The sequence below is a fragment of the Pseudidiomarina fusca genome, assembly GCF_032227045.1.
GTDB lineage: Bacteria > Pseudomonadota > Gammaproteobacteria > Enterobacterales > Alteromonadaceae > Pseudidiomarina > Pseudidiomarina fusca.
Window position 1 is genome coordinate 13,136 of sequence record NZ_JANFPJ010000007.1, and the last position, 14,567, is coordinate 27,702.

The 14,567-nt window shown below is 48.7% G+C and carries 12 protein-coding genes; 5 read left to right on the top strand and 7 right to left on the bottom strand.

The features are described from left to right. Window positions 1–257 precede the first annotated feature (257 nt). Both NOG12_RS04895 and NOG12_RS04900 read left to right on the top strand, forming a co-directional pair. Window positions 258–1,394: a PQQ-dependent sugar dehydrogenase gene (locus NOG12_RS04895; protein ID WP_313932573.1), complete on the top strand. Its 1,137-nt coding sequence runs from the start codon at window positions 258–260 to the stop codon at window positions 1,392–1,394. A gap of 3 nt (window positions 1,395–1,397) precedes the next feature. Beyond that, window positions 1,398–3,386, top strand: a complete 1,989-nt coding sequence (locus NOG12_RS04900) for a TonB-dependent receptor family protein (protein ID WP_313932574.1) — start codon at window positions 1,398–1,400, stop codon at window positions 3,384–3,386. Window positions 3,387–3,477: 91 nt separating this feature from the next. Here NOG12_RS04900 and NOG12_RS04905 read toward each other — a convergent pair whose 3' ends face one another. Beyond that, the gene (locus NOG12_RS04905; protein ID WP_082388970.1) at window positions 3,478–4,158 is read right to left on the bottom strand and encodes a type 1 glutamine amidotransferase domain-containing protein; all 681 of its coding nucleotides are present in this window, start codon (window positions 4,156–4,158) and stop codon (window positions 3,478–3,480) included. A 77-nt stretch (window positions 4,159–4,235) separates the two neighbouring features. Between NOG12_RS04905 and NOG12_RS04910 the strand changes: the two genes are divergently transcribed. From NOG12_RS04910 to NOG12_RS04920, 3 genes are all read left to right on the top strand, one after another. Continuing rightward, a complete protein-coding gene (locus tag NOG12_RS04910) occupies window positions 4,236–4,742 on the top strand; it encodes a PH domain-containing protein (RefSeq protein WP_153827178.1) in 507 nt (168 codons plus the stop codon). Beyond that, complete coding sequence (locus NOG12_RS04915) at window positions 4,735–6,240, top strand: PH domain-containing protein (RefSeq protein ID WP_313932575.1); 1,506 nt, start codon at window positions 4,735–4,737, stop codon at window positions 6,238–6,240. Before NOG12_RS04910 ends, NOG12_RS04915 begins: the two co-directional genes overlap by 8 nt. 202 nt (window positions 6,241–6,442) lie before the next feature. Beyond that, window positions 6,443–7,024: a gamma-glutamylcyclotransferase gene (locus NOG12_RS04920; RefSeq protein WP_313932576.1), complete on the top strand. Its 582-nt coding sequence runs from the start codon at window positions 6,443–6,445 to the stop codon at window positions 7,022–7,024. Here the strand turns inward: NOG12_RS04920 and NOG12_RS04925 are convergent, their stop codons facing one another. The 6 genes from NOG12_RS04925 to NOG12_RS04950 form a co-directional block, all read right to left on the bottom strand. Further along, window positions 7,025–7,501 (bottom strand): hotdog fold domain-containing protein, encoded by a 477-nt coding sequence (locus NOG12_RS04925; protein WP_313932577.1) that lies wholly within the window; start codon window positions 7,499–7,501, stop codon window positions 7,025–7,027. 61 nt (window positions 7,502–7,562) lie between these two features. Then, complete coding sequence (locus tag NOG12_RS04930) at window positions 7,563–8,675, bottom strand: ABC transporter permease (RefSeq protein ID WP_313932578.1); 1,113 nt, start codon at window positions 8,673–8,675, stop codon at window positions 7,563–7,565. 1 nt (window position 8,676) lies between these two features. Continuing rightward, complete coding sequence (gene rbbA / locus NOG12_RS04935) at window positions 8,677–11,427, bottom strand: ribosome-associated ATPase/putative transporter RbbA (RefSeq protein WP_313932579.1); 2,751 nt, start codon at window positions 11,425–11,427, stop codon at window positions 8,677–8,679. Beyond that, on the bottom strand, window positions 11,427–12,506 hold the full coding sequence (locus tag NOG12_RS04940; RefSeq protein WP_153827172.1) for an HlyD family secretion protein: 1,080 nt from the start codon (window positions 12,504–12,506) through the stop codon (window positions 11,427–11,429). Before NOG12_RS04940 ends, rbbA begins: the two co-directional genes overlap by 1 nt. 11 nt (window positions 12,507–12,517) lie before the next feature. Further along, entirely contained in the window at window positions 12,518–13,456 is a 939-nt protein-coding gene (locus NOG12_RS04945; RefSeq protein ID WP_313932580.1) for a phospholipase A, read from the bottom strand. 53 nt (window positions 13,457–13,509) lie between these two features. Continuing rightward, on the bottom strand, window positions 13,510–14,547 hold the full coding sequence (locus NOG12_RS04950) for a saccharopine dehydrogenase family protein (RefSeq protein WP_313932581.1): 1,038 nt from the start codon (window positions 14,545–14,547) through the stop codon (window positions 13,510–13,512). Window positions 14,548–14,567 lie beyond the last annotated feature (20 nt).

A 14,567-nucleotide genomic window follows, 5' to 3' on the forward strand; every position in this document is an offset into this window, starting at 1 on the left:
CTTGGTGCTTTTATCCAATATCCGATACTCTGACAAACCTGTATTAGTTTAGCTGGTCGCCAACAAATGTGTTATCTCAGCTATGTAGCAAGTAATAACTGGATAAATGACGACGCTATTCTTTTGTAGTTAATTTTGTAGTTAATGTTCTTTACCGTACTCTTTACAAAGTATAGCTAACTCAAAACAATCCAAATTTGGCTTTAAACGATATTTACATTGAGACCAAAAATTTATTATTCAACAAGGAGCACCCTATGTTTCGCACATTGCTCGCCGTAACCATCGCTGGCGCACTAGCCGTAACCAGTACCGCTAGCTATGCAGAATCCGTTGCTACCGAACGCCATCAAGTAGAAATAACCAGTCTCACTAACTCCTTAGCAAACCCTTGGGGTATGGCTTTTTTACCAAGTGGTGACTTGCTAGTTACCGAAAAGGGCGGCCAACTGCGACGAGTAAACCTCGATGGGATCGTCAGTAAGCCTTTAGCTGGGGTTCCTGAAGTTGTTGCTCGTAGCCAAGGTGGCCTGCTCGATGTTGCGATCGATCCCCACTTTAACAGCAACAACTGGGTGTATCTAAGTTACTCTGAAGCCGACCCCGATGGGGGCGAGGGTAATAGCACGGCGGTAGCCCGCGGCAAGCTTGGTGATAATGGTTTAACCCAAGTTGAAGTTATTTTTAGAGGTGCGCCAAAATACAAAAGCGGTGCGCATTTTGGCTCGCGCTTAGTCTTTGCTCCTGATGGACATTTATTTATCACTCTGGGCGACCGCTATTCCGCTATGGCCGATGCACAAACCTTGGATAATCATCATGGTAAAGTGGTTCGCATCAAGCCCGATGGCTCAGTCCCTAGCGATAACCCTTTCGTTGACCAAGCCCATGCTCTGCCTGAAATTTGGTCTTATGGTCACCGCAATGTTCAAGGTGCCGCCTTTCATCCCGAAACAGGTGAATTGTGGACGGCGGAACATGGCCCCAAAGGTGGTGACGAAATCAACATCCCCCAGCCGGGCAAAAACTATGGCTGGCCAGAGGCCACCTATGGTGTTGATTACGATGGTAGCATCATCAGCGATAAGACCCATGTAGCTGGTACTGAGCAGCCACACTATTACTGGGTGCCGTCCATTGCCGTGTCTAATATGATTTTTTATACCGGCGACCAATTCCCAGCATGGAAGAACGATCTGCTCGTGGCTGCATTGAAAGGCTCACAAGTGGCTCGACTTGACCTGCACGGCAATCGTGTCATGCACGAAGAAACCTTATTTGAAGATGCCATTGAGCAGCGTATACGAGACATTGAACAAGGTCCGGATGGCTATATTTATTTGCTTACCGATGATCGTAATGGTCAGTTAATCCAAATCAAACCAGCGAAGTAATTTATGTTTGTAAGTGGTTACTTACTGCCTTTGATAACGCTAGCTTCGGCTAGCGTTACTGTAGATGAAGTTATTGTCGTTAATCCAGCCGCTCCGCAAAGTGCGCAACAAACAGCCGCTGCCACCTCTAATCTTGAGGTTACACAGCAACTATCTGGCATGCGAGTGGATGCGGCGGAGCTATTACAAGGCCTAGCCGGAGTCCAAGCTGATTCACGTGGCAACTACGCTCAAGATTCGCGGATTACCTTACGCGGTTTTGGTGCGCGCTCAGCTTTTGGAGTGCGTGGGGTGGTGCTGCAGCTTGACGGGATTCCGCTAAGTATGCCCGATGGCCAAGCACAAACCTCCAGCATTCTGCTCGATGAGCCTGCTAATGTGCAGGTTTTGCGGGGCCCCCTTGCCACTATTTATGGTAATAGTGCCGGTGGTATCATCCAGTGGTTTAGTACGCGTCCAGAGTCTTCATCTGTAAGTCTTGCCGCCTCTGGCGCAGCAAATAATACGCAACGCCAAGTAGTTACCGGTGAATGGGTTAACGACACTAACGCATTAAAACTCGTGGGTGCTAGATTTCGCACCGATGGCCCTCGCGCGCACAATAAAGCAGAGCGCGACCAGTATGCTTTACGTTGGTATCACAACCTCACCGACAGTATCGAATTGATTGTTCGTGCGGATGACAATAATGCGCCGCTACTACAAGACCCTGGCTCACTTACCCCAAGCGCGTGGCAGCAAGATCCTCAACAAACCTTTGCCGGTGCCGAGCGTTTTAATACGCGCAAACGGATTCATCATCAACAGCTATCGGTAACTCTGCGTAGCCAAGCTGGCTGGAATGTAAGTACCTGGCGGGGCTGGCGGAGTATTGAGCAATATTTGCCATTTCCTGGCGATGATATACGCGGATCGGGTGCTGTCATCGATTTGCGTCGGGATTTTACCGGCTTAGATGCTAGCTATGATTATCAATGGCAGCTGGCGCAACCGGTTACCACAACGTTGGGTTTGCATGTAGCAGAGCAAAACGATCGTCGTTTTGGCTATGAGAACAACTTTGGCGAGCGCGGAGAATTACGCCGCAATGAACTGGGTGAAGTGACTCAGCAAGGCCTCTACAGCTTAACTCGCTGGCAACCTCAACCTGAGCTCACCCTGCAAGCTGGCTTACGCTACAGTGACATGAGCTTTCGTGTGAATGATTACTTTATCGTGGCTGGCAATCCCGATGATAGTGGCGAGCAACAGCAACATGCATGGAGTTGGAACTTAGGCGCCAGCTATCAACTGAGCGACCAGTTAGATGTGTTTATTGCCCGTGGTCGTGGGTTTGAGACGGCTACGCTAACTGAGTTAGCTTACAGCAATAATGAAACCGGTTTAAATACTCAGTTAGGCCCAGCTTTTAATCAGCAATGGGAACTTGGCTTGAAGTGGCAAAGCCAAAGCTTACGTTTGCAGCTAACCGGGTTTGTGATTGATACCACCGATGAAATCGTAGTTGACCAAAGTATCGATGGGCGCACCACTTATACCAACGCCGGTTTAACCGAGCGTGAAGGGGTCGAGTTAGAAAGTTATTGGGCGCTAACCGACGCTTTATCTTGGCGCTCTGCATTAACTTGGCTAAGTGCAAATTATGCCAATGGTGCGCGCCTACCCGGAGTCGCCGAACGACAATTGTTTAGTCAATGGAACTGGCAGCTCAATCCGTACCAGCAAATAAGCCTAGTCACCGAATACCGTGGCGATATTGCCGCAACCGATACCAACGATGTGATTGCCCCAAGTCATACCCTTTGGCACTTAGGTTGGCAGGCTCAGTGGGCATGGCAGCAGTGGCAACTTGAGCCTTGGCTTAAAGTGCATAACCTCACTAACCGCACTTATGTGGGCTCGGTCGTAGTTAATCAAGGTAATGGTCGAGCCTTTGAACCAGGTACCGAGCGCGAGCTACAGTTAGGCATCAATCTGACTCACCGTTGGTAAGCCAACCTTGCGGTTGGCTTTTTTTGTTACAAATTTGCAGTTTTAATTTCTACTCAATCTGTCACTCTTGCACCACTTAGCAAGACAGGTTTTAGTGCTTTAGCTGCTGCAATAGAGCTCGTGCAACTGCCGCTGAGCTAGCAGGGTTTTGCCCGGTAATAAGGTTACCATCAACCACTGCCAGTGGCTTCCAGTCGTCTACTTTTTGATAGTGCGCGCCCAGCTCTTGTAGCTTGTCTTCTAATAAGAAGGGAACAACGTCGGTTAAGCCCACTGCAGCTTCTTCGCTGTTAGTAAAAGCACTCACCTTGCGGCCGGCTACGAGCGGCTTTCCGGCTGGAGTTTTGGCATGAACAAGAACAGCAGGGGCATGACATACCGCTGCTACTGGCTTATCCTGCTCCCAGAATTGTTGAATCAGGCCAATGGATAGCGGATCTTCGCTTAAATCCCATAACGGACCATGGCCACCGGGGTAAAAGATAGCATCAAAACCATCGGCTGTTACTTGACTAAGTTGAAGCGTATTAGCGAGTTGCTCCAGAGCTGCTTCATCTTCAAACAAGCGTACAGTCTCATTGGTTTGAGCTGCAGCTTGCTGACTATTAGGATCGATCGGAGGTTGGCCTCCGTTGGGGCTAGCTAGCACAACCTCAGCGCCAGCGTCTTTAAAAGCATAGTAGGGGGCGGCAAACTCTTCTGCCCAAAAGCCAGTTTTGTGGCCACTGTCACCTAGTTGTTCGTGTGACGTTAGTACCATTAGAATTTTCATGCCGAACTCCGGTTTTCATTGAATGTAATATAGGTATGGGTGTTACCTATTACTTTTTCAAGTAAGGAATGGATTAGATGAGTATTACTTGGCAGCCGGTTGAGCCGGCCTATAAAACCAGTTTACAAATAGCTGTCATACTAGATATGGGCTTACTCGCCATTGTTGGCGCAGTTTTTTATCTATGGGTCCCTAATACCTCATGGCTGCCCAATGCGCTATGGCTGGCGATTCCTTGGGCTGTCATCACACTTTTTTTGGGGCTTTTTTGGAGCTCTCGACGCTTTCAGTTTACCGCTTACGCGCGTACAGATGCATCCATGTATCTACGCCGCGGCGCCTTGTGGCGTTTAACTCGGGCGGTGCCGCTTAATCGCATACAGCATGTTGAAGTGCGACAAGGACTGATTGAGCGCACGTTGGGCTTAGCACATTTAACCTTATATACGGCCGGTAGCGGTGGTGCCGATCTGAGTATTCCCGGGCTCAAACTAGCCACAGCAGAAGCTATGAAAGCCGCTTTGGTTGATGCCATTGCAACCGAATCTAGCCCAGTAGCCACGGAAACTGAAGAGCATGTCTGAGCAGTCAACCCAGCCACAACTTAAGTGGCAGCGCACACCATGGTTAACCCTTGGCTTTTTTATCGCCAAAGAAATTAAGTTGTTCATCAAGAACTTTACGAATTTTCTGCCTGCGCTAGCAGTTATCTTTGTCACCGACAGTGCTTGGGTGCCTTACGCACTCGGTGGTAGTTATTTGGTTTATATTTTTATCAGCGCCTTGCTCAATCATCGTTTCTTTTTATTTGCGCTAAGCAATGATGCGGTGCATTTACGAACCGGCGTCCTTGGTAAAAAAAGCCTAACCTTGAAATATGAGCGCATTCAACAAGCCGAACTCGAACAAACTTGGTACTTTCGCCCCTTTAACCTCACCATTTTAAAAGTCGATAGCGCCGGCTCTGCGGGCAAAGAAGTAGAGATCCCTGGTTTACCCATGCAGCAAGCACAGCAGTTGCGGCAGCTCATGCTGGCTACCGCGCCCGCTGTAGAATCCGAGCCTGGCGCCACCACCGAGGCGACACAAGCTGCAACGGCAGAAGAACCTCAATGGCAAACTCAGTTCAATTTAGCTGAAATCATTAAAGCCGGCGTCATCGACAATAAAATCTTTGTGCTACTGGCGCTGTTAAGTTATCCACTGTCGCAAACCGATTGGCTACAAGAGCAAATGGTGCCCTGGCTAGAAGCAAATATCGGATTTATTGAAAGTAGCCTGTGGTTAAATGTCGGGTTAGTGCTTGCGGTGTTAAGCCTATTGTTTGTGCTTGCCATAGCGGTAACCGTTATCACTTATTATGATCTAGCTGTCAGCATTAATGGAGACCGTTATCAGGCTCGTAGTGGCCTTTTTAGTATCCGTACTGTGAGTTTCAGGTATCCCAAACTACAACGAGTTCAGATCAAGCAAAATTTACGAGCGCGTCTACTCAAACGCTTTCGCGTACGGGTAAGTCAGTTACAACCCACCATGGCACAGCATACCGCTGGGTCGAGTGCCTTTATTCTGCCAGTCGTTAACCCCGAACTCTTACATGAACTTAGGCAGCAGCTAAACCTCACCAATGCCAATCAAGTTCATTGGCAATCCATCAGTGCTTTAGCGTTATTAAGCCCTACCTTTTGGGTTGCTTGGTTAGCCCCGATAGCCTGCTTGGTCGGATATTTTGCGATCGAACTGAGCCTCACAAGCAGCTTCTTAATTGCCGTCTTACTATGGGGATTAATGCAAACCTATGTGGTATTTCGCTGGCGTAATTATGGCTTCAGTTATGACAGCACTTGGTTAGCCGTCAAGCACGGCGTGCTGGGACGGACCGAAAACTGGTATCCCTATTATAAAATTCAGCAACTGGATGTGTACCAGTCGCCTTGGTTAAGAATGCTTGGGTTTGCGCACATCATTGTGCACACTGCTGCGGGTGCTGAAGTTATCAAGTATCAGTCGCTGGCGTCGGCATTACAGCTACAACAGCAATGGATACAGCAAGTAGGACAAAATCAGCAGCGCTGGATGTAAGCCGCCGTTCTACGCAACTATAGGGTGGTACTTTGCTGCAGTTTTTGTTGCCAACTGGTAAGCAGCTCAGGGTAACCAAAGAGGTAACCTTGGAATTTGCGACAGCCTAAGCTGCGAAAATACGCACCACAGGCGCCGCCGCAATGCTGGAAAAATTATAAACGAGTTAGTTAACGCTCATCACTTGGTAAACGATTCGCCCATGTCACATAACACTGTTGCAATAAATCAGGCCCAGCAACCGCTCGATCATCTCGATTCAGTTTGGCTGTTCGGCTATGGCTCACTTATTTATAAAGCTGACTTTAGCTATTTGCAACGACGCCCAGCGCGCATCCATGGCTGGCAGCGACGGTTTTGGCAAGGCTCTCACGACCATCGAGGCACTCCAACAGCTCCAGGCCGGGTTGCCACACTCGTTCAAGCCGAAAATGCGCAGTGTAGTGGTATGGCGTACCAAGTTACGCCAGTAGTTTTTGAGCATTTAGACCATCGTGAAAAAAATGGCTACTTACGCTTCTTCACTGAATTTGAATGGTTAGACGGTAGCGGCACGGTAAACGGATTAGTCTATGTTGCAGGGCCTGATAATGACGCTTATTTAGGCCCCGCTAGTGAGCAGGAAATAGCTCGGCATATTGCACAATCAGCAGGGCCTAGTGGCCCCAATGACGAATATTTACTGTTATTAGCGCAAGCCTTGCGAGATCTTGATGACCATGACCCTCATGTGTTTGCGATTGAACGCGAATTACTCGCACTGCGGCAGCGTCATTCTACTTAGTTATGATGACTTCTGTGGTGGTTTTTCAGAAATATAAATGGTGATGGTACCTTCTATCACTACCTGACCATCAGCTCGCAACCCGCGTACACAAATAGCACTATCGCCCGCTTGCCAACTAGCAGCAGAGCATTCGGCAATAATGCGGATATCACTATCGGCTTTGGCGGTATATTGCACCGTCATGCCTTTAGGAATCCACCTTAGGTGTTTGGGTATAGAGGCTTCAGCTAGTGCCCCCATCGCCATTTCTAGACCATTACACAAAGCAATCGCATGCACAGTACCCATGTGGTTTTGCACTGCCTTACGTTTTTTGAACCTTAACTCACAATAATGAGGTTTGAGCTCGGTGATGGTTGGTTTTATGGTGGCAAAGTAAGGTGCTTTGCGCGCAAACATCCGCGAGAAAATCGTGCGACCAAAAGGGTACTTTAGACACTGATGGTATAGTTTCAGTAAATAGTTATCAGACATGCGCAGGTTCCGTTCTTGTTACCTTTATTCTTATCAGGGTACGACGAGCTAACCGTTGTCATTACGCCATACTTGCCAGCGCCTTTCTAAAGCGGGCTAGAGCGATCATAAAGAAGGCTAATCCTATCACAATGAGGGCCACTAATTGCGGCCAAATATGAGCAAACCCAGCCCCACGAAATAAAATAGCTTGGCCTAATTCAATAAAATGGGTGGTTGGCGCCGCACTCATGATCCAGCTAATCACTTGCGGCATACTCTCGCGCGGGGTCATGCCACCAGAAAGGATCTGCATCGGTAAAATAACAAGAATCAGCAACAACCCAAACTGCGGCATCGTGCGCGCAAACGAGGCCAGGAAGATACCTAGTGAGGTTGTAGCAAACAAATGAAAAGCCATAGCGATAATAAACCAGCCGACTGAACCCGCTAGAGGTATCTGTAACGCTCCTTCAACCACCACGAGTAGCGATAAACTAGCCGCCACCAACACAATCAATGCCATTGACCAAACTTTGGCAGCCATGATCTCGAACGGAGTAATCGGCATCACTAGCAAATGCTCAACGGTTCCATGTTCACGTTCACGTAAGAGCGCAGCTCCGGTCAGAATAATCGACAACATGGTGATCTGAGAAATCACCTCATTGATGGCAGAAAACCAGCTGCCATTGAGTTCCGGGTTAAATCGCGAACGCATGCTTAACTGCACTGGAACTTGAGTATCCGTTTGTGCAAAGTCTTGCAGTTCTTGTTGAATCATGGCCTGAATGTAGCCGTTACCGGTAAAAGCTTGGCTCATTCGAGTGGCATCTACTAAGACTTGAAGAGCCGGTTGGTTACCCGCTAAGACATCACGCTGAAAGCCACTAGGTATGTGTACGATGAAGGTAAAACGTCCTTCGTCCATGAACCGATCGGCTTGGTGACTATCAACCGCCTCTGGTGGCATGAAATAGGGCTCATCAAACACCTGGACAATGCGGCTAGAAAGCTGTGATCGATCATCATCTATCACACCAATCGGCGTATTGTGTAGCGTTTCTGGCATAGCTGAAGCTGCGGTATAAACCGATAAGGTAAAGGCCATGACAATAATCAGCAATAGAATGGGGTCTCTGGCTATGGCGCGTAATTCTTTCAATCCCAAATGCAGGATATTCTTCATTTGCATGTTAGCGCTCCTGCTTATTCAATAACCACACACCGATGCCCAATAAAATCGGAATACTAACGGCTAATGGCCACAGTGCCGAGCCGGCGTCCGCTAAACTTAATCCTTTTGAGAAGACCCCGCGGGTGACAATAATATGATAGGTGGTTGGAAACACCTCGCCTAACCAGCGCGCGCCGCCCTCCAGTGAGGGCACTGGGGTAATCAAACCAGAAAATTGTGCAGCCGGTAAAATCGTGGCTAAGGTGGTGCCAAATAGCGCAGCTATCTGACTTTTTACAAAAGCCGACATGATCAAGCCAAACGTGGTGGCAATAATCACATACAGTAACGAAGCCAGCGTCAGAGCGGTCAAACTCCCGGTAATAGGCACATCAAACAAATAAACAGCCAGCACCATCAAAATAACGAAATTAAGCATGCCAATAGCGACATAGGGCAGTTGCTTACCTAACAAAAATTCGAGCTTGGAGGTTGGCGTCACATAAAAATTTAGCATCGAGCCCAACTCTTTTTCTCGCACCACCGCCAGCGACGTCAAAATAGCCGGAAACATCAGTAACAGCAGTGGAATCACCGCTGGCATCATGGCTGGTAGACTTTTCACATCAGGGTTATAACGAAATCGAGACTCAATCTGAGCTAAGCCTTGCAACCCATCTAAACCCTGCAAACGTGCCTGCTCTTGTAACCAATGCGCATGAATACCCTGCACGTAGCCTTGCACATTTTCACCGCGCATTGGCAGTGAGCCGTCTATCCAAGCACCTATTTCAACCCCTTGCCCACGATGCAAATCACGCGCAAATCCAGCTGGTATTTCTAGCGCCAAACTTAACTCACCACTACGCATACGGGCATCTAACTCTGTGTAACTGCTCAGAGGAGGACGCTCATCGAAATACCTACTACCACTTAAACTAGCTACATAGTCACGGCTCAAACTAGTTTGGTCTTGATCTAACACCGCAAAAGATAAATCTTCGATATCCATGTTAAGGCCATAACCCAATACCGCCATGAGAATGACGCTGCCTAACGTGGCCATAACTAACCGGATGGGGTCTCGAATCAACTCGATACTCTCGCGCCTCAAATAGCTCCAGAGACGCTGCCAACTAAATATTAATGGCTGTTTTGCCGTGTTACTAGTTGGTCTAGTTGATACCTCTAATTCTGCAGCTTGCGACGGTTCCGTAGCACCGGTAGTACGCTGCTGCGCGGCGATGGCATCTTGCAAGTAAGCCACAAAGGCATCATCTAACGAATCAGCCTGTTTACTGGCGGTAATTGCTGCCGGAGTATCGCTCACTAAGACTTCACCTGCATGCATCAAAGAAATTCGGTCGCAGCGCTCGGCCTCATTCATAAAATGGGTGGAAATAAAAATAGTCACTTGCTGCTCGCGGGCTAATTGCATCATGATGCGCCAGAAAATATCGCGCGCAATGGGATCTACGCCCGAGGTCGGCTCATCTAAGATCAAGAGCTCGGGCTGATGAATCATAGCCACGGCTAAACTTAAGCGCTGGCGCTCACCCAATGGCAAGCTATCAGGCAACTCATCAAGTACTTCACCTAACGCAAACTGTTCCGCCATGGTGTTAATACGCGCCTTTAATTCAGCACCATGCAACCCGAATAGGCGTCCATGTAAGGCTAAGTTTTGTGTTACTGTCAGCTCACCAAACAACGAAAACTGTTGGGTCATATAGCCCACACGCTTTCGCATAGCCACCGAGCTTTTTTCAGCTGGGGCACCAAATAAGAAGGCCTCTCCTGCACTGGCTTGTAGTAAGCCGGTAAGCATCTTCATGGTGGTGGTTTTGCCACAACCGTTCGAACCTAAAAAGCCGAAGATCTCACCCTTATAGACGGTTAGATTAACGTCTTTTACCGCCGTGAAATCACCAAATTTCATGGTCAAATGACGCGCTTCAATAGCCACGGTAGCAGCGCTGTCATGCTCTCGTGGCGTCAACACGAATGGTTGATAATCGGCGTGATCCGGCAGCAACCTTACAAAGGCTTGCTCTAAGTGTTCTGATTGGGTTTGTTGCAATAATTCAGCGGGACTACATTGGGTTAAAATACGGCCATCATGCATAGCAATCAGCCAATCAAAGACCGCGGCTTCCTCCATGTAAGCAGTAGCAACAACCACTGTCATCGCCGGCTGTTGTGCTTTAATGCGCGCGATAAGTTGCCAGAATTGTCGCCGCGACAAGGGATCAATTCCGGTGGTGGGTTCGTCTAAAATGAGGCAATCAGGATCATGAATCAGCGCGCAACAAAGTCCTAGCTTTTGTTTCATGCCGCCGGATAATTTTGCCGCTGGACGATCGGCGAAAACGGCCAACCCAGTCGCTTGCAACAGCTGCATGATACGTGGTTTACGGATATGTTTGCTTAAGCCAAATAAATCAGCAAAGAATTCTACATTCTCATAGACAGACAAAGTTGGGTAAAGATTTTTACCTAAACCTTGCGGCATATACGCAATCCGATGATACAAACGCGTCCGCGCACGGCTCGACCGAACATCTTCTTGCAACACCGTAAGCTGACCTTGCTGTAACTTTCTCGCGCCAGCAATTAAAGACAGCAAGGTTGATTTACCCACCCCATCAGGGCCAATCAAGCCTACCGTCACCCCCGCAGGAATGGCGAGCTCAATATCCGTAAGTATCTGCGTAGCACCATAACAGTGACAAACCGCAGCGGCTTGAATCACTGCCGTTGTGTTCATCATTACTCACCCTTTGCTTGCGGTGCCGCTAACTGTAATCGCGCGGGCCACGGCTGAGAGCTATCGGTGCGAACATAGGCCACCCCTGGTAGACCGGTTTTTACTTGGTCGATGTAGCGCTCAAGCAGTGCAGGCGACACCTGAGCCCGTACCCGAAACATCAGTTTTTCGCGCTCCAATGCAGTTTCTACCGTTTTCGGGGTGAATTGTGCTTCGTCTGAAATAAATGAAATAGTAGCGGGAATCACATAATTGGGGGCAGCATCGAGCAGAATACGAGCTTCACTCCCAATCGCCAGCTTACCGACCACGGCAGTGGGTAAAAAGAAAGTCATATAGACCTCTTTTAAATCCAGCAAATTAAGCACTCGACCACCAGCGCCCACAACTTCGCCTTCGCGGGCGACAATAAATTGCACTCGCCCTGCTCGTGGTGCTAGTAACAAGCTATCATCTAACTCAACTTGGATACGCTCGACCGTCGCTTGCATTGCTTGAACTGCAGCTTCGGCACCAGCGACATGAGTTTGCGCAGCCGTGATGGCTGACGCAGCGGCAGCAACTTGCGCCTTGGTAGCAGCAATAGCGGCTTCAGCCCCAACCAAGGCCGCCTTAGCATTATCTAAATCTTGCGCCGACATGGAGCCTTGTTGGGCCAACTGCTGGGTTCGTTGATAACGCGCTTGCGCCAACTCCAATTCCGCCACCCGCTGAGCCAATACCGCTTGCGCGGCAACTTGCTCCGACTCGCGTAAAGTAACCTCACTTTGAGCGGCAACGACTTGGCTCTGGCTTTGTCGCAGTTGCGCTTGGGCTTGGTGCAACTGCGCCTGAAGCGAGGCGGTATCCATCAACGCCAGCTCGTCTCCAGCCGCCACCATTTGGCCCTCTTGTACCTTAATAGCCGTAATTCGGCCTGGCGTTTTTGCTGCTACATTAATTTCAACGGCCTCGATGCGTCCATTACCACTCGAGATATGTTCAGGTGGCGCCGATACCAACGACTGTACGTAGGTAAAACCGAACCAGCCAATAGCGGCGATTATTACCAAGCGCAACAGCCATTTAGTCGAGTTCTTCATGTCTCATCCTTTTAAATGTTTAACAACAAAAACCCTATTCCAATGCGGTTTTGGCGGTGGTTGTAATCCAATAAGGTTTCACCGTAACCGGAGAAGAATTGAATGTAAAAACGTAACCCGTCGGGCTTACTTGAGTTAAGCGGGTGGGTAAAGTCAACTTGCCACGACCCTTTATCCCAAGATAACTCTCGAGTAACGCGAGTAACGCTGTAGGTGTTTAACGAGTCCCGCCATAACAAGCGGTTCTCAAAGTTTCCACGGTAGCGGATAAGGTCTGGATTATCATCGTCATCACCGGTTTCATTCACTCGTTGCTTCCAGGTGGTTTCCCACGATAAATCACCGTACTCAATCATTCCACCAAAGTGAAAGTAATTCCAACTGCGCGAATCCGGTTTCGTTTGTCCATTAGATTCGTGTGCAAAACCTACTTTAGCAAAGCGGATGCGCGCCTTACCCGGCAACACATCAAGGTTTTCTGGAATAGGCACAACAGCAAACACATCAGGGTTGTAATCCGTGCTGCGGAAGGGAGATGAATTATCACCATCCCACACCTGCCATAGCGAGGTCTGTGTGTAAGACACCCACAAATCAGCGCCCGGTAAAATCACGTCTTCAAGTAGCTTCGTACGCAATGAGATCTGGATCTTAGCTTCATTCGGCTTGTAGCTATCTAAGGTACTAGCGGGACCTCGAGTAGGAGACACAGGTTGCTCATTGATATCCGAACTATGGATCACGGGCAGAATAAAATTTGGCTCGTAAGTACGTAGCTGAAAAATCCCTCGCTTTTGCTCTTCGCTAAGCTCCCAATAAGTGCCAATAACATCCGTCACCGCAAACGCAGGATCTTTGCCTTGTTGTTGCTCTGAGCTGTTATCAACATCCTGTGCTAGCGTTACAGACGTAAATAATCCTGCGATGACCGCCGTTATAGTAACTTTCATTAGGGGTGTCAATGGTGACCAACACATGCTTTATCTCCGTTATGATTCAATCGTCATGATGTCACTAAATAGCGGTCAACCAGCTCGGGTCCAAGCAACTTAGAAGGGGTATAATAACCACCTTCTGGCGCTTGCATTAAAACCTGTTGCGCTACATCCAGCGCACCTAAGCTGGTCAGCTTATAGCCATTCATTACGGTTAATTTCAATTCTACCCGATCGCCTGCACGATTCGTCGCTTCACCCCAAACATAGGTGTGCGCTTGCTCTAATTGCTGCTGATCTGGGCCTGCGGGTTGTGTATTTATTTTCTTCGCTAACCAGTTTTTAACCCAATTTAATCGCAATAGCCAACGCCATCGATTCAATCGTTTTAATCTTTTAACTAGGTTAGGTGACGCGGGTATGAATACCTCAACGTTACCAATACCGGTGCTGTAAAAAGCGGTCGCTACATCGCCCCAAGGAATCGTCATGGCTAATTTAGAACCACCACCAAAATCTATGTCCCGTGTTTTATAAGCCAACGGAACCATCTTTATCTCACCTTGCTGGCGAATCGCACCACCTTCACCTAAACGCCGGACGCTTGTCTTTGCGGTACCACGACTCATCCGTGAAGCCGAATCAAACCCCAAAGTTAAATGAGTGGCATCAGGTAATTGCTGCTGCAACCGTGCCGCTAGACAATCGGTCGGAATCACATCAAAGCCAACGCCTGGGCAGAGTACAATCCCTGCAGCTTGCGCCCGTTGATGTTGCTGATGGGCATATTCAAACACAGCCAACTCACCCGTAATATCCAAATAATGAGTACGAGTTGCTAGGCAGGCTTCAATCATAGGTTCGGCGGTGAGCTCAAACGGCCCCGCACAATGCAAGACTAAATCAACTTCGGCCAAGGCCTGGTGCAACGCCGCTTGGTCGGCCAGATCTACCACACGAACCGGTAATTCTAAGCGCTCACCTAAGGCTTCTATCGCTGCCTGATTACGACCTGCTAAGATAGGCTGCAAGCCTCGTGCGACGGCCTGCTCCGCAATGAGAGTACCGGTGTAGCCGTTAGCTCCATAAATCATCCACTGCATCATAAATCCTTCTTATTATTAGC